This window comes from Kitasatospora sp. NBC_01287 (assembly GCF_026340565.1).
GTDB lineage: Bacteria > Actinomycetota > Actinomycetes > Streptomycetales > Streptomycetaceae > Kitasatospora.
The window spans coordinates 184,826-202,848 of the sequence record NZ_JAPEPB010000001.1; the positions used below are offsets into that span (position 1 = coordinate 184,826).

At 74.9% G+C, this 18,023-nt stretch carries 2 protein-coding genes; both read right to left on the minus strand.

Going from position 1 to position 18,023, the window contains the following annotated elements; all coding sequences use genetic code 11:
* Window positions 1-79: 79 nt before the first annotated feature.
* Window positions 80-17,587: a hypothetical protein gene (locus OG455_RS00490; RefSeq protein ID WP_266288948.1), complete on the minus strand. Its 17,508-nt coding sequence runs from the start codon at window positions 17,585-17,587 to the stop codon at window positions 80-82.
* On the minus strand, window positions 17,584-17,958 hold the full coding sequence (locus OG455_RS00495; RefSeq protein WP_266288950.1) for a WXG100 family type VII secretion target: 375 nt from the start codon (window positions 17,956-17,958) through the stop codon (window positions 17,584-17,586). Before OG455_RS00495 ends, OG455_RS00490 begins: the two co-directional genes overlap by 4 nt.
* Between the last annotated feature and the right edge of the window lie 65 nt (window positions 17,959-18,023).

An 18,023-nucleotide genomic window follows, 5' to 3' on the forward strand; every position in this document is an offset into this window, starting at 1 on the left:
CAAAACGCCCCCGCGCCGCCGAGCCGGGAGCCGCAGCCGAGGCGGGCGCGGGGTCAGGAGCCGGGAGGCGGGCACGGGGTCAGGAGCCGGGAGGCGGGGGGAGGTGGACATGAATGAAGGCGCCCTCGGTGCCGTCGTGCTCCGCGTTCGGGGTGACGTCGACGGGGATCGCTTCATCGCTCAACAGGGTTACTTCGCCGTTCTGTTGACGGCGGCCCAGCTCCAGCCTCAGCGCCTCGCGGAGCGCTGCGGCGAGGGTTCGGCCCTGCTGTTCGCCGAGTGCGAGGGAGCGGCCGAAGTGCGGTAGGCCGCCCCGGCGCACGACCGCGCGGCTGGAGAGCGTGATCCGGGGCAGCGGGGCGCCGGCATCGTGCCGCTCCAGGCTGAGCGAGGCGATCCGCGCCGCCGCCTCCTGGACCGCGCCGCGCTGCGCGTCCTCGACCTTGCCGCTGCCGCTGCCGCTGCGGAAGGAGACGTCGAAGCTGAGCGCGGGGCGCGGGGCGGCGGAGGGCGAACGGCGGGCCGGGGTCGGGCCGGCGGCACCGGACCGGGAGCCCGGGTGCGGCGTCCGGTCGACGGCCTTGCCACGGCCGATGCCGGTGTTCTGGCCGGGGGTGGTGTCCCGGTCGGGGGCGGTGTCGCGGTGCGGGGCCAGGCCGATGCCGTGGCGCCCGCTGTCCTCGGCCGCCATGAAGCCTCCGTCGTGGCCAGAGCCGGAGCCGCCGTCGTAACCACCGTCGTCCCGGTCCTCGCCACCCACCTGCTCGCCACCCACCTGCTCGCCGCCCGGGGCGGCCTTGCTGAAGACGTACGTGGCGCCGTCGCCGCGGACGGCCGCGCCGGTCTCGTGCTCCGGGATGTCCACGGTGACCGGAATGACGCCGTGCTCCTGGACCTGGCGGTCGCCGTCCACGAAGGTGACGGTGACCCGGGCGTGGCCGGTGAAGCGGGCCATCGGCGTGTTGAACTTGCCGCTGGCGATGACCCTGCCCCCCTCCTCCAGCAGCGTGCCACCGCGCCCGCGGTGCTGGTAGCCGCCGTTGACGAGGATCTGGGCCTCGGCGGAGTCGGCGGTGGCCTGGGCGCCCAGGCTGCCCTGGACGCCGGTGGTGGTCCACGTCAGGTGGGTGTGCCGGGAGACGCCGGAGACCTCGCCGGCCGGGCTGAGCTCGACCTTGCCGTCACCGGCCTGGTACTCCAGGCTCAACAGCTCGACCGAGGCGCGGACCTGGGCCTTGTTCACCAGGAGCCGGTGTCCGGCGACGGGTGTGGCGATGTCGTCGCCCCGGGTGGCCGGGCCGAGGCCGGCCGAGAGCCCGCTGTGGCCGAGGTTCTGGCGTGCCACGTCGCCGAGCCGGCGCCAGGTGCCCTTGCCGAAGAACTGCGGGCCGCGCGCCCGGATGATGTCGGAGATGCCGGAGGAGTCCGCGATCCAGCGGGTGACGTCGACGTCGCGCAGGCCCTCGGTCCACACTCGCGCGGGTGGCACCCGGACCGGGACCGGCGCGGGAGCGGGAGCGGGCCCGCCGCCGAGCAGCCGGTCCCGCTCCTGCCCCTGGCGGAAGTGGTCGACGCGAGCCTGCTGCGCGGCGTCCGGCCGGGCCTGGAAGGTCGCCGGCTCGTCCCTCCGCAGGTCGTGGGCCTCGGACTTCTGGATGGTGGCGGTGAACCCGAAGTCCACGGCGGCCGCGCCGCGCCGGGGGGCGACCGCGCGCCGGACGGACCGGACGGTGCTGCTGCGGTCGCCGTGGATGACGCTGCGCACCTTGCGCAGGAGGACGTCCCCGACGCCGGGGTCGGGCGTGCCCGCGGGCCGGTTCTCGTAGCTGAAGGCGGTCCGGTCGTTGAGGCCGAGGGCGCGCCGGCCGTTCGGCGGCTGCGGGGCCGCCGCGATGTTGGCCAGCACCTGCGCCTTGAACCGCTCGGACATCGGCTCCAGCACGACGCGCTCGCTGTTGTGGCCGCTGACCAGCGGCCGCCTGGTCATGGTGAGGACCAGGCGGGCGCGGCCCTCGGCCTTGACGGCGTCCTGCTTGCTCTTGGAGGTCATGCCGGTGGAGGCGGAGCCGATGGTGGTCCGGTGCCGGTCGTCGCCCCAACCCCGGCTGACGCCGCCGCCGCCGACGAGGGCGGCGCCGTCCGGCAGCGGGTTGCTGGTGCCCAGGGCGCTGACGTTGACCACGTTGCCGGGGCTGCCGGAGCCGCCGTGGTCGTCGTGCTCGGCGAAGCTGCGCTGCCCGGCCGTGCCGGTGTTGAACTCCGTGGTGCCGGCGTCGCCGATGACCCGCAGCGTGCTGACCGAGGCGCTGATCCGGACCTCGCTGCGGCCGTGGCGCAGCACGATGTCGCCGCCGGACATGGCGGGCTTGAGCGAGGAGACCAGCCCGTCGTCGGCGATGTGGTCGGCGATCTTCTCGCGCATGCCCGCCCAGTCGTCGCCGAGGACCGACCGGCCCTGGTCGTCGATGCGGCGCAGGGTCTCGTCGATGCCGGCCCGGCCCCGGGCGGGAGGCGGCGGAGCGGGGAGCGGCGGAGCGGGGAGCGCGGGCGGGTTGGCGGCGGGCGGGTTGGCGGCGGGCGGGTTGGCGGCGGGGGCGTTGCCCTGGGCGGCGGCCGGGGCCGGCTGCCGGGCCTGCCGGGCGGCCAGGTCGGCCGGGTCCTCGTGGACCGGGAAGACGTCGGTGACGATGTCGGAGGAGCCGAGCCGGAAGCTCCGCGTGATGCGGTCGGGCACCGCCGTGCGGGGTGCCGGGTCCACCGCGCCGGGGACGCGGCCGTCCCGCTCGGGCACCGCCACCACCGCGTGGTTCAGGGTGACGGGACCCGCGGCGCCGGGGGCGAAGGTGCGGTCGCCGTTGCGCAGGTTGAAGTCCACATCGAAGTGGACCGGCCCGGTGAACAGGGCGGCGGGCTCAACGGTCTTGCCACGACTGACCGTTGCCCCGGACCCGTCGGTAGTCATGCTCTGCGAGAAGTCGTAGAGCCGGTTGTAGGCGGCGTTGACGGTGGCGTGCGGGAGCTTGAACTTGACGGGTACGCCCAGGATGTGGCGCACCCGGGTGTCGCGGACGATGCCGGTGGTGGAGCGCTGCTGGCTGCCGAGTTCGAACTCGAAGCTCTTGACACTCTCGGTGTGGTTCATCGCGCCCAGGCGCGCGCCGACCACGACGGTGCCCTTCCACCCGGCGGTGTCCACCTCGATCTCGATCCGGCCGCCGCGCGTGATCCGCGAGAGCCGGCCCTTGAGCGCGAACGGGTCGAGCTTCTGCCGCAGTTGCTGCCGCAGGTCGTCGGGCAGCCGGGTGAGGCCGAGGCCGGTCCGCAACCGCCGCTCGACCTGGTCGAGCAGTCGGGTGTCCTGCGGGCCGAGGCTGTGCAGCACGTCGGAGGCGCCCATCGCACCCCGGTCGGTGAACCGGCGCGGCGGGTTGAGCGGCCGCGCGAGCGCGGGACGGGCCTTGAAGGGGACGGGCGCGGGGGCCGGGGCGGGAGCGGGGGCGGTGGCGGTGTGCCCGCCTGCGGCCGGAGCGGGAGCAGGGGCTGGAACGTGGGCCGGGGCGGGGGCGGGAGCCGCCGGGGGGCGGAACTCGGCGGGGCCCGGCGCGGTCACCACGTGCTGGAGGGTGTCGCGCGAGTCCATGCTGAACTCCGCCTCCAGCGGCACCGACAGCGGCGCCCGCGCGACGCCGTTCCGGGTGAACCGCACGTCGACGGTGACGTCGGAGTCGAAGAGCGCCTGCGGCTGCTGGTACTTGCCGTTGGCGTAGACCTTGCCGGCCGAGCCGGAGCGCCAGCCGACCCGGCTCCGGTGCTGGGCGGTATAACTGGCCTGGAGGTCGGCCAGATGCGGCTCCGACGCCTCGTGGCCGCCGCCGCCCGCACCCGCGGTGTCGGTGCTGCCGGTGGTGCCGGTGGTGCCGGCGCCTCCGTTGTCGCCCGGGTGGCCGCCACCCTGCGGCTGCTCGCTCCCGCCCCCCACGTGCGGCTTCATGTTGGCCTCACCGCCGGCGACGGTGCCCAGCGCCCAGGTGCGGGAGAAGATCGTGCGGTGCGCCTCGGAGGAGCCGGTCTCGGCGACCGCGTTCAGCTCGGCGCCCGCGTCCTCCCGCTTGAAGGCCATCCGGGTGAGCCGGGCGGTGGCCGACACCTGGAATCCGTGGCGCTGCAGCACCGCCTTCAACTCCGGTGTCTCCAGGCTGAGTCCGCGCGTCATCGAGGTCAGGTGAGCGGAGACCAGGGTGTGGCCGAAGGTGTCCAGCACCTCCTCCCTGACGTCCTCCCAGATGTCCGCGTACTCGGTGCGGCCGATGGTGTCGATCCGCGCGCGCAGGCGCGCCACGCTGCCCAGGTCACGCGTGGTCACCGTGTCCGGCAGACCGTGGCCCGCCTGCGGGTCGGCCGGGTCGGGGCCCCAGACCGTGTCCGGCGGCCTGGCCACGGTGTCGCCCGCGTTGAACCGGGTGAACTGCCGTGGCCGCGTGGCCGCCGGGGCGACGAACCGGTTGGGGTTCACCACACCGACGGCGGTCGGCGGGGCGGCCGGGGCCGGCCGGGCCTCCTGCTGCTCGACCAGGGTGGTGAAGTCCACCGAGCTGGGCACGATCGCGTGTTCGAGCTCGGTGGTCCCGCGAACCCGGCCGAGCCGCACCCGCAGGGCGCTCTCGCCGGTGAACACCGCGCCCGGGGTCTTCAACTTGGTGGTGACGGTGACGTCCTGGCCGGAGCCGGAGATCTCGATCCGCTCCCGACCGCGCTGCTGGGAGCCGCTGAAGCCGAACATGCCGGGAATGAACCGGGTGACGTTGACCAGCATCGGCACCTGGCCCAGGTGACCGCGGGTGCTCTGCTCATGGCCCGAACGCACAACGCCGGTACCGACGTTGAACTCGGTGGTGGCGGTGTTGCGGACGTGCTCCATGCTGCGCACCGACGCGCCGATCTCCACCACGGCCTTCGTCCGGCTGAAGAACCCGCCCGGGATCTCGATCCGCAGCGGCTGGCCCGACATCATCCCCTTGAGGTCCTGGTGCAGACCGCCGAGGTCCAGCTCCGCCCCCAGCTCGGGCCGCACCGTGGAGTGCCAGTGCCGGTTGCCGTAGATCCGGACGCCCTCCGCGTCCAGATCGCGCAGCACCGACTCGACGCCCTTGCTGGTGATCGCGCCGGCGCCGTCACGGCGGGTGGCCGAGACGTCCAGGACGATGTCGGAGCTGCCCAGGCGGTGGCTGTCCGCCACCCGTTGCGGCACCAGGAAGTGCGTGGCCGCCGGCGGCACGGCCCCGTTCACCCCCGACCCCCGGGTCTCGCCGTGCGGCACCGCCACCGTGGTCACGATGTCCAGCTCCGGGCGGCGGTCGGCCATCGGCAGGTGCTGCCCGAGGCGGGTGACCTCGGAGAAGTCCAGTGTGAGGTGCATCCGGGTGCCGAACAGGGAGGCGGCCTCGGTGGTCTTGCCACGGGCGATGGTGCGCGCGCCGTCGTTGCGCTGCCCCAGAGTCAGGCGATCGTGCAGGTAGCCGACCTGGGGGGTGTAGTTCGCCTTGCCCCAGCTGAACTTGGTGCTGAGGTTGGCCAGCCAGCGGTGCCGCCGCTCCTTGATCCGCCCGAGCACCAGCTGGTGTTCGGCGCCGCCCTCGAACTCCAGCTTGGGAGCGTCCGAGAGGTAGAGCGAATCCTCCACCCGGACCCGCATCTTGAGCTTGCCGGTGAAGCCGCCCGCCTTGAACGGGGCCTCCCAGGCATCACCGCGCGAGAGCGCGGACAGCCGGGGCTTGAGCGCGCCGCCGCCGAAGAACGCGTCCGCGATGGTCCGCCCGGCGTCGTGGTCGCCCAGCGCGTCGCCGACCGCCCGCTCGATCCGGCGAACGATCTGGCGGTCCCGGCCGCGCAGACTGACCACCAGGTCGGACGCGCCGAGCTGCCGCTGATCGGCCATCCGGGCGGGCGGCAGGCGCCGGTCGCCCGGCGGCACGGGAGTGCGGGCGGCGAAGGCGGGATCGTAGAGCGGGTGGTCGGTCCAGTTCGGATCGCGCGGCCGGACCGGCGGAGCGGGCGGCGGAGCGGGCGGCGGGGCCGGTGCGTCGTGCTGGGGGCGGCGGGGGGCGGTGGGGGCGGTGTCGGTGGGCCTGGCGCCGGTGGGCCTCGTGTTGGTGGGCCTCGTGTTGGTGGGCCTGGCGGCGGCTGTCGGGTCGTCAGCCGGGCGGCGGAGCGGGGCGGGTGGCGGGGTCGGGTCGTCGGCACCCTGCCGGCGCGGCTCGCTCCGGGTGAACCAGTCGGTGAAGCGCGAACGCGACGCGGTGGGCCGGCTGCGCTGCTCGCCGGGACGGGTCATCTCGATGCGGTCGGCCGGCTGCCGGGGGTTGCCCGGATCGCGGGGCTCCGCCAGGCCGCCGAGCGCGTCGGCGGCCTGGGCACGCGTCGGACGCTGGGGCGGCTGGGGCCGGGTCGCGTGCTGGAGCGGCCGGGCCGGAGTCGGATGCTCGTCGGTGTCGCTGCCGGTGGTGCTGTCCGCCCGCTGGATCGGTTCGGGGAGCTCGGCGCGCGCGGGACGGATCGGCCGGGCCACGGGCATCGGGGGCGGCGGGGGCGTGTCCTCGATGCTCAGGTGCGTCGACGAGGACGGGGGCAGGTCTTCACCCTGCTCGGTCGAACCGCTGCCGCTGCCCTCGGCGTCCAGCTCGCGCGGTGCGCCCAACGGGGTCGGCGTCGCCGGGTCCAGCACGGGAGTCCGGCCGGGTGGCCGCAGCGAGGCGTCCTCGCGGTGCGGCTCGACCGGCGAGGACGAGGGGCCGTCGAGCACGGAGCCGTGCGACGGCAGCACCGTCGGCACGGAGGACGACCGCACCAGCCGCGGGCGGCTCGGAGCGAGCGCCGCGGAATTCTCGCCGTGCGGCTCGACCGGCGACGACGTCGGGCCGTCGAACACGGACCCGTGCGGCGGCGGCAGCGTCGGCGTCGCGGGCGGCTCCAGCACTGTCGACGCGGACGGCTCGGGGCTCTGCTCGCGCACGGGAGTGTGCGGCTCGCTGGGTGGGAGGGCGATGCGAGTGGGGTCGGAGACGGGGTCGACCCAGGTGTGCTGACGCTGGACCACCGGAGCCTGCTCGCGCGCCTGCCGCCAGGCCGGATCGTCCTGCGCGCCGAGCGGACGCGGCGGCGAAGCGGCGCCGGCCCGACTTCCCTCCGCCTGCTGCCTGTCCCCCACCGGATGCGGCGCAGGGGTCTGCGCCCCCGGGCGCGGCGCTCGGGGCGAGACACCCTGGGCGGAGCCCTCCGCGCCGTGCTGCTGGGTGCCGCCCGTACGCGCGGGCTCCTCCGGCAGGACGGTCGGGGCGCTCGGCCCGGGCGGTGTCGTGCCAGGGGCCGAGGAGGACTCGATGGGAGCCGACCGCTGGTCGTCGGCCGAATCGGTGGCCGCCGTGGACGTCACCTCGGACGTCACCTCGGTGGTCACCACGGACGTCACCTCGGACGTCACCTCGGTGGTCACCGTGGGCGTCACGACGCGACGGCCCGCGTCCGCGTCCGCGTCGATGGTGAGGGGCGCCCGAGTCAGGCTGTCGCTCTCCTCGGAGGACTGTGGCGGCACGGTCGGCACCGCGGACCTGTCCGGCCGCGCCACCACAGGCCGGCTCGCCGGCTCCGCCGGCAGACGTGGGGGCTCGACGGTGCCCAGGACCGAGCCCAGGGGCCGGATCACCGGCTCCTCGGCCGGATCGAGGCCCAGCGCCAGGATCTGCTCCCGCCCGGGTTCCCGCAGCGGCGCCGGCGCGGGAGCAGCTGCGCTCAGACGCGTACGGGACTCAGGCTGACGAACAGTCAGGGATGGCTGGGGGTGCGCCGTTTCGTCCCGGACCGGAGCGGGCGGCAGGTCGGCGGCGGAAGTTCCCTGGGTCTCGGCAGAGCGGGGGCCCCCGGTCGGGAGGGCGGCCGGACGGGGCGCGCCCTGCGGCCGCAGGCCGTCGGCGTCCAGCTGCGGTGGCGTGCGCGGCTCGCCCGGCAGCGGCCGGATCTGCGGCAGCGGCGCGGTGGGGCGCACCGGCGCCTTCTCGGCCTGACGGGGCGTCAACCGGGGAGTGGTGCCGTCCTGGCTGCCGTTCGCGCCCAGGCCCGTGCCCAGCACCGGACGCTGCTGCTGCGCCGGACGCTGCCGCTCTCCCCCGCCTGCGCTCGGCAGCGTCGTGGGCGTTGTCCTGGGCGTTGTCCGGGGCGTTGTCCGGGGCGTCGTCCTCGGCGCCGGGGTGCGGGCCGACCGGGGTGTGGAGGACTCCGCGACGGAGGAGGACCCCGCGTCGGAAGGGTGCGGGAACCGGTCGTAGCGGCGGGGCGGGTAGCTGCCGAAGAGGGCCCCGTCGTCCGGGTCCTCCGCCGCCAGGAAGCTCTCAAGTCCGCTGCCGCGCTGCCCGCCTGAGGTGGAAGGGGTGGCGGATGGCCGCGGCCGCGACCCCGGTCGCGTGGGCGGACCGCCGCCCACGTCGCCGGTGCGTCCCCGGGCCCCCGACGCGCCCCCCGGAGCGCCCACCGGCGCCGGCGCCCTGCCGTCGCGCCGGTCGTCGGCGAAGAGCAGGGTGTCGCCCGGCCCGTGCTGGGCCGTGCCGGTCTCGTGCTCGGGGATGTCGAGGGTGACCGGGACGATGCCGCGCTCCCGCACCTGGCGGCCGCCGTCCACGAAGGTGACGGTGACCTCGGCGTAGCCGGTGAACCGGGCCATCGGCGTGTTGAACTTGCCGCTGGCGATGACACGGCCGCCCTGCTCCAGCATCGCGCCGGCGCGCTTGCGGTGCTGGTAGCCGCCGGTCAGCAGCCCGGTGGCCTCGGCCGAGCCCGCGCTGCCCTCGGCGCCGATCTGCAGCTGGCCACCGGAGTTGTGCCAGCTCAGCGCGGTGTGGCGGGTGGTGCCGGAGACCTCGCCGGCCGGGCTGAGCTCGACGTTGCGGTCGGTGGACTGGTACTCGAGGTTCAGCACCTTCACCGAGGCCCGGATCTGGGCCCGGTTGGTGAGCAGCCGCAGCCGCCCCGCGGTGGGCGTGGTGATGTCGTCGCCGCGGGTGGCCGCGCCGAAGCCGGCGGAGAGCCCGCTGTGGCCCAGGCCCTGCTGGGCGACCACGCCCAGCCGCCGCCAGGTGCCGCCGCCGAAGAAGCGCGGGCCGCGCATCCGGATGATGTCGCCGATGCCGGAGGAGTCGCCTATCCAGCGGGTGACGTCCACGTCGCGCAGGCCCTCGGTCCACACCCGCTCCGGGGGCACCCGCACCGTCACGGGCGGGCCGGGCGGGTTGCTGCCGCCCGCCTGTCCCTGGAGCCGGGCGCGCTCGGCCTGTTCGAAGGCGGTGCGCTGCGCGGCCTCGGTCGCGTCGGGGCGGGCCACGAAGGCGGGGGGCTCGCCGGTCCGCAGCGGGCGGGCCTCGGACTCCAGCAGGGTGGCGTGGAAGCCCACGTCGAGGGCGGCCTGGGCTCGCCGGGGCGCGGCCAGTCGGCGCAGGGTGCGGATGGTGTGGCTGTGGTCGCCGTAGACGACGCTGCGCACGCTCTGGGCGAAGCCGTGCGGTACACCGCCGAGCGCGCGCGGGGGCAGCGGGCGACCGCCCTGGATGCTGAGGACCGGCTGGTGCGCCTCGGGCGGATTGCCGTTCGCCGCAGGCTTGTTGTAGACGCGGGTGGGATCGGTGACCCGCCGGCGGAAGTCCGCGGAGGCCGGCTCCGGCACGACCCGCTCGCTGTGCCCGAGCCGGATCAGCGGCTTGCGGGTCATGGTGAAGACCAGCCGGGCCTCGCCCTGCGCGCTCACCGCGGGGTTCTTGCTCTTGGAGGTCATGCCGGTCGAGGCGGAGCCGACGGACGCCAGGTGCTCGTCGTGGCCCCAGGAGTGCACCGCGCCGCCGCCGGCCAGGACGGCGGCGCCGTCGGGGAACGGGTTGGAGGTGCCCTGGACGCTGACGTTCACCACGTTGCCGGGACTGCCGGAGCCGCCGTGGTCGTCGTGCTCGGCGAAGGTGCGCTGGGTGCCGGTGCCGGTGTTGAACTCGGTCGTGCCGGTCGCGCCGGTGACCTCCAGCCTGCTGACGTCGGAGCTGATCCGGACCTCGCTGCGGCCGTGGCGCAGCACGATCTCGCCGCCCGACATGGCGGGCTTGAGGGCGGGCACCAACCCGTCGCCCTGGATCAGGTCGACGATCTTCTGGCGCATGCCCGGCCAGTCACCGCCCAGCGTGGCCCGGCCGGTGGGGTTCAGCCGGTCGACCGACTGCTCGACGACCTCGCGGTTGCGACCGACCGGGACGGGCGCCGCCGCGCCGCCACCGGCGTGGGCCGGGCCAGCGGCGTGGGCCGGGCCACCGGCGTGGGCCGGGCCACCGGCGGCGTGGGCGGCGGCGGGCGGCGGGGCGTGGGGGGCGGGCTGGAGCAGGTGCACGTCGGTGACGATGTCGGAGGAGCCGAGCCGGTAGCTCTGCCGGATCCGGTCCGGCACGGCGGTGGTGGGGGCGGGGGCGACCGCGGCGGGGTCGGGGGCGTCGCGCAGCGGCACGGCCACCACCGTGTCGGGCAGGGTGACCGGGAACTGGTGGTCGAAGCGCTCCAGGCGGCGGCCCAGGTTGACGTCGACGCTGAAGTCGGCCGGCCCGGTGAAGAGACCGGCTTGCTCAACCGTCTTTCCCCGGCTGACCGTTGATCCCGATCCCTCGGTGGTCATGCTGTCCGAGAAGTCGTAGAGCCGGTTGTAGGAGAGGTTGACGGTGGTGTGCGGCAGCTTGAACTTGAGCGGGATGCCGACGATGTGCCGCACGCGCTGGTCGCGCACGATCCCCACGGTGGAGCGCTGCTGGCTTCCGAGCTCGAACTCGAACTTGTCGACGTTCTCGGTGTGCGTCATGCGGCCCATCCGGGCCCCGACCGCGATGCTGCCCGACCAGCCGCCGGCGTCGACCTTGATGACGATCCGGCCGCCGCGGGTGAGCCGGGAGAGCTGGCCCTTCAGCGCGAACGGGTCGAGCTGCTCGCGCAGTTGCTGGTGCAGCTCGTCCGGCAGGGGGTCGCCGAGACGGGTCCGCAGCTGCCGCTCGACCTGGTCGAGCAGCCGGGTGTCCTGCGGGCCGAGGCTGTGCAGCACGTCGGAGGCGCCCAGCGCGCCCCGGTCGGCGATCCGGGGCGGGGGGTCATGCCGGGTCGCCGGCGCGGCGCGGGGCACGAACGGGGCGGGCGGTGCCGGGGGGTGGGCGGCGGCGGGCCCGGCCGCGGCGGGCTGCGGCCGGGTGAACACCGCCTCTCCGTTGACGTCCGCCTGGGCGGCGTTGGTGTCCCGGGCGTCCATGCTGAACTCGGCGTTCAGCGGCTCCGTGTGCTCCCGGACCGGGTCGCCCTGCCGGCTGAAGCGGAGGTCGATCTCCACCCGGGAGTTGAACAGCGCCTGCGGCTGGCCGTACTTGCCGTTCGCGTAGACCTTGCCGGCCTGCCCGGACCGCCAGCCGATCCGGGTGCGGCGCTGCTGGGCGTAGCTGCCCTGGATGTCCAGTGCCTCGGCGGTCTCCATCGGCGGGGCCGCCTCGGCGTGCCCTCCGCCGGCGTCCTGGCCGGCACCTCCGCCGGCACCTCCGCCGGCGCCGCTCTCGCCCGCACCGTCCTTGGCGACGACCTGGTGCAGCACCGCCTCGCCGCCGCCGACCCCGCCGCCGGCCAGGGTGCGGGAGAAGATGGTGCGGTCGGCCTCGGCCGTGCCGGTCTCGGCGACCGCGTTCAGCTCGGCCTTGGTGTCCAGCCGCTTGTACTCCATCTCGACCACCCGCGCCGTGGCCGACACGTGCAGCCCGTGCCGCCGCAGCGTCTCCCCCAACTCCCCTGTCTCCAGCGGCAGTCCACGGGTCATCGAGGGCAGGTGGGCGGAGACCATGGCGTGCCCGAAGGTGTCGATGACCTCCTCGCGGACGTCCTCCCAGACGTCGGGGAAGTGCTGGCGGCCGATGGTGTCCAACCGGTCGTGCAGGGCCGAGACATCGGCCAGGTCGCGGGTGGTCACCGTGTCGCGCAGGCCGTAGGGGCCGGCCGGCGGGTGGTGCGCGTCCGGGCCGCCCCAGACCGAGTGCGGGGGCTGCGCGACCGGGTCGCCCGGGTTCCGGGTCAGCCGGGGCACCGGGGTCTTTGCCCCGGTGGCGGTGAAGCGGGTCGGATCGGGCCCGCCGGGCGGCGCCGGCCGCACCTCGTGCGCCTCGCTCTGCTCGACCAGCGCGGTGAAGTTCACCTCGGCGGTGGCGCCGCCGACCCGGTCCTCACGCAGGTTCTCCACCCGGACGAAGTGGAAGTCGAGTCCGCCGGTCCCGCCGAAGACCGCGCCGGGGGCCTTGAGCTTGGTGGTCACCGTGACGTCGTGGGAGGAGCCGCCGATCTCCACCCGCTCCCGGCCGCGCTGCTGGGAGCCGGTGAAGCCGAACATGCCCGGCAGGTACTTCATCACGTTGCCGACCACCGGGAGCTGCCCCAGATGGCCCCGGTGCACCTGGCGGCGCTGCGAACGGGACACGCCGGTGCCGACGTTGAACTCGGTGGTGCCGGTGTTGCGCTGGTGCTCCATGGTCCGGACGTGCGCGCCGACCTCGACCACCGCCTTGGTCCAGCCGAGGAAGTTGGCCGGCACCTCGATCCGCAGCCGGTCGCCCGCCATCATCCCCTTGAGGTCCTGGTGCAGCCCGCCCAGGTCGATCTGGGACTTCAGCTCCGGGCGCACCGTGTTCTGCCAGAAGTCGTTGCCGAAGACCCGCCGCCCCTCGGGGTCCAGCTGGTGCAGCACCGCGTCGACGCCCTTGATCTCCTGATGGGTCGTCGGGTGGGTCTGCCCGGCCGACACGTCCAGCACGATGTCCGAGCCGCCGAGCCGCTGCGTGTGCACGACCCGGTCCGGCGGGGCGAAGAGCCGGTCCGGGACGGCCGCCGCACCGTGCCGGTCCCCGGTCTCCGGGCGCGGCACGGCCACGGTCGCCGAGATGTCCACCGGCACCCGGTGGTTCCCCGGCAGGTGCTTCAGCTCGCCGAACCGGGTGACGTCCGAGAAGTCCAGCTCCAGACGGAAGTTGGCGCCGAAGAGGGTGCCTTCCTCGGTGGTCTTGCCACGGGCGATGGTGCGGGCCCCGTCACCGCGCAGCTTGGTGTTGAGCCGGTCGTAGGTGTAGCCGACCTGGGGGGTGAAGTCGCCCTTCTTCCACTTGAACTTGCCGGAGAGGTTGGCGAGGTAGCGGTTGCGCCGCTCGCGGGTGCGGCCCACGGTCAGGTGTTGCTCGGCGCCGCCCTCGAACTCCACCGGCTTCGTCGTCTCGGCCAGGTAGAGCGTCTCGTCCACGCGGACGCGCATCTTGAGCTTGCCGGACCACGGCCCCGCCTTGAACGGCGCCTCCCAGGCGTCGCCCCGGGAGAGGGCCGAGAGCCGGGGCTTGAGGCCCGACCCACCGAAGAACGCGTCCGCGATGGTGCGCCCGGCCGCGTCATCGCCGAACGCGGCGCCCACGTGCCGCTCGATCTGCCGGACGATGTCCCGCTCCCGGCCGTGCAGGCTGACCACCAGGTCGGACGCGCCGAGCTGCTGATGGGTCGCGATCCGCGCCGGCGGCCGGCGCACGGCGTCCGGCGCGGGAGGCCTGGCCGGGGCGAACGCCGGGTCGTGGAGGCGGTGGCCGTCCCAGTTGGGGTCGGGCACGTGGCGGGCGGGGGCACGACGGGCGGGGGTGGGAGTGGGGGCGGGGACGGGGGTGCGGGTGTCGTGGGTGACGTGGGTGACGTGGGTGGTGGGCGTGGGCGTGGGGGTGGCGGTCGGGTCGGCGGGGCGGCGGGTGGGCGCGGTGCCGGCCTCGTTGCGGGCCGGGCGCTTCCACTGGAACAGCGAGCGGCGGCCGTTGCCGGCACTCTCCCGCTCCACCCTGATGCGGTCGGGCCGGGGCGGCCTCAGCTCCATCGAGTCGCCCGGCGCCTGCGGACGCCCGCCGCGTGGCGGGCGCGGCGCGGCCAGCGCGGCGGCGGCGTCCTCGTGGCTCGGCGTGGCCGAGGGGCCGTCCCGGCGCGGCTGCGGCTGCGGCTGCCGCTGCCGGACCGGGGCGGTGACGTGGTCGGGGGCCTCCGGAGCGTTCGTGGCCTCGTCCGCTCGGGGGCGCGGCACCTCGGGCTCGCGGACGATCGGCGTCGCGACCACGCGTCGCGGGGGCAGCGGGGGCGGGAGCGGGCGCTGGTTCGTCGCCTCGTCAGGTCCGTGCTCCGTGCGCGGGTCGAGCACCGGGGTGTGCTCGGAAGCCGACACGGTGGGCGACGCGGTGGATGACGCGGTGGACGACGCGGTGGGCCGGTTCCGCTCGGTGGCCGCGCTGGAGCCCTGGCCCTCCCGACGCACAACGGGTTCCGGCACGCGCGTCTCCGCAGCCCCTGGCGGCAGCACGACCGGCGCGTGCTCGTCCGAGGACTCGTCCACGACAGGCGAGCCCCTGCCGGACGGCGGCTCCACCTCCGGCGCCGGCCGGGACGGCTCGGGTGTGAGAGTGGCCGGGTCGTCCTCAGGGCGGACCGAACCGGACGGCTCCGCACCGCGGTCCGGTACCAGCACCTGCTCCTCGCGCGCAGGGGTGCGCGACGGCAGCACCGCGGGCTCCACCTCCGGCACCACCGGGGACGGGTCCTCGGCGCGCGGGAGCGAGGCCAACGGCTCGGGGGCCTGCTCGCGCACGGGAGTGTGCGGCTCGCTGGCCGGCAGGGGGATGCGGCTGGGGTCGGAGAGCGAGGCCAACGGCTCGGGGCTCTGCTCGCGCACGGGAGTGTGCGGCTCGCTGGGTGGGAGGGCGATGCGGGTGGGGTCGGAGACGGGGTCGACCCAGGTGTGCTGACGCTGGACCACCGGAGCCTGCTCGCGCGCCTGCCGCCAGGCCGGATCGTCCTGCGCACCGAGCGGACGCGGCGGCGAAGCGGCGCCGGCCCGACTGCCGCCCGCCTGCTGCGTGACGTCCACCGGCTGCTCGTCGTCAGTGGTGCTGCCGTCAGCGGTGCTGCCCTCGGTGGCGCTGCCGTCGGTGGGTTTGGGGGCGCGGGGTGAGGCCCCACCCGCGTGCACCGGTGCCGGTTCGGAAACACGCACCGGACCGTCGTCACCACCACCGACCAGCGCACCCAGCAACGCCAGATGACGCCCCCGCAACCCCGACTGCGTCAACCCCGAACCCGCCGCCCGACGGAAGTCACCCAGCAAACTACCCGCCACATCCGCACGCTGCGGACCCGACGCATCACGGTACTCATCCCGCAGACCCAACTGATGCGCGATCTCATGCGCATACGCCACCGGCTCCGCATCCACCTCCCACCGGTGCTGATCCATCCCCGCACCACGCCCCACCAGATCCACCGTCAGATCCGGCCCCTCCCCCGGCTCCACCCGCTCAACCGACACATGCAACCGCTCACCACCCGGCAACGCGTACCCGGGATCATTGAAGAACTCCCGCACCCCCCGCTGCACCCGCGACCACGTCGCCACCGCCTCAGGAGAACCACCCCCACCACGGAACGCCACCCGCACCGACAGATCCGCGAACCGCTGCCCACCCACCTCGAACCGCCGCACCGCAAAACCCGACCGCACCACGAACCGCGGCGACCGATCCAACCGCGACGAGGGCACCTCCCCGGGACCGTGCGGCGGATCGTGCGGACGCGGGACCTGGCCCGCCCCCGGCCCCGGATGCGCGGCCGCCGTGGCGGCGCCCTGCTGTCCGTCGGCCGTCCGCCCGCTGCCCGACGAGGCGTCAGGGCGGCCGACCACGGTCCCCGGGTCCCCCGACTCGGTGCTGAGCACGGGCCGCGCGGGAGCATCCGTGTGCACCCCTGTGGTGGAGGTGTCCGTCGAACTGGTGACGCGGCGCGACGCGCGGGGCGCGGCACCCTGGGGAGACGCCTGCGCCGCACCCGACTGCTGGGTGACGCTTCCGCTGCCCGTCCGCGTGGGCACGGGGGCCGCGGACCCGACGGGGGCCGGACGCTGCTCGCCCGCGCCGATGGGTGTCGTGGCCGTGGCGGTGCCGCGCCCCGAGGTGCCCGGCAACGGTGCCTCGTTGACGGTCGCCTCGTGCACGGGCGCCTCGCTGACGGTCGCCTCGCTGACGGTCGCCTCGTTGACCGGCTCCCGAACGCCCGTGCCGGCCCCGGTGCTGACCGGCGGCGCACCGGCCTGCACGGTCTGCTCGGCACCGCCGACCTCCTGCCGGACACCGGTGCCGCTCTCGGTGGTGACCCGCTGACCGACGCCCTGCTGACCGACGTCCCGCTGCCCCAGGCCCTCGGCGCCCGTGCGCCCCGCGCTGGTCGGCTGCTCGACCGCCGTCCGGCCGGGCTGCCCGACGGTGACGGTGCGCTGCTCGCCGCTGGTCACCGGGCGCACGGTGCCGGTGGTGACCTCGACCGGGCGTCCCGGCGCGTGCTCCGCTGGTTCCTCCTCAGTACCTCCGCCACTGCCCTCGGTCACCGGGTGGACCCGCCCGTTGCCGGTCCCAACGGCGGCCGGAGCTCCTTGTACGAGGCCGCGCCCGGCCCCGTTCGTCGCCGTGCCGTGCTGCCCCGTGCTTTCCGGCCCGGTCTCGTGCTCCAGGCCGGGCAGTCCCTCACCGCCGGAGCCCTCCTCCCCCGGCAGGCCCGACTTCAGGTCCGTTGTCAGGTCCGATGTCAGGTCAGGCTTCAGGTCAGGCTTCAGGTCCGAGGTGAGGTCCAGGCCCAGGTCGGGCATGGACGGGAGCTTGATGTCCCCGTCGATGTGCTCGTGCTCCTCGTCGCCCCCGCCGAAGCGCCGACGGCCGCCGCCCCCGCCCATCGCGCCGATGATGCTGGAGCTGAGCGTCGCGCCCCAGTCGCCCTCGCCGCCGAAGATCCCGTCCATGGTGGCCGTGCTGACCACGCCGGTGATCGCGCCGATGGTGCCCTTGCCGATGAGCGAGCCGGTGAACTTCGGCGCGAACGCGGCGCCCGCGCCGTGCAGGATGCCGCCGATGCCGCCGGAGATGGCGCCGCTCTCGACCGCCGAGAGGGTGAGCGAGGCGTCCCACTTGGTGCGGTCGCCCTTGAGGAACTGGATGGTCTGGATGGCCACGTCCATGCCGACCATGAAGCCGACGCCCATGACCACGGACTGGAGCAGCCGCTTGAGGATCATCTGCACGATCAGCCGGGCCGCGGTGATCGCGGCCGGCACCGCCTCCGGGGCCCAGAACGCGAGCTGTACCAACTCGTAGGCCAGCCAGACCAGCTGGGCCAGGATCATGTACTTGGAGTACTCCAGCTGCACGCCGGTGTTGTGACCGAGCTCGCCCATCTGGCCCGCCGCGTCGGCCATGTCGGGCAGGCTGGACCGGAGCTGGTTGGTGAAGTCGTGGAACTGGTCGGCCACCTGCCCCCCGATGCTGTTGAGCACGCCGCTGGTGGCGGGGTCGATGGTCGCGCTGAGGCTCACCAGCTGCTGGGCGGCGTCGTTCCACGCCGCGCCCAGCGCGATCATCTTGTCCTCGTCGCCCTTGGGCCACGCCTGGCCGACGGCCAGCCGGGCCACCCAGCCCAGCTCGGGGGGCAGGTTGATGCTCACGGGCGGTCGTGCTCCGTCCTCGATCCCTCGGTCGGGACGTCCGGGTGGTCGGGGGTGTGCAACTGGCGGGCGGCGGCGATGTTCTCCTCCTCCAGCTGGGTGAAGCGCAGCGCCATGGTCTGGATGCCGTCCGCGGTGCTGTCCAGCACCTGGCCCACGCCGCTGATGCCCTCCAGCAGCTCGTGGTGCGGGTTGTCGTACTGGTTCCAGAACTCCTGGCCGCTGGCGTCGTCGCCCCAGGGCTCGCCCAGCACGGAGAGGCGGGCCTGCAGGTTGCTGCCCACCGAGCGGATGTGCTCCGCCAGTTGCCGCACGTACGGCAGCTGGCGGTGCAGCCCGTCGGTGTCGACCGAGAATCGTCCGTTGTCCATCGCCGTCCTCTTCCTCTCCTGTGCCATTCCGTTCGACCCGCCCCGCGGTGAGGCGGGTCGACGTC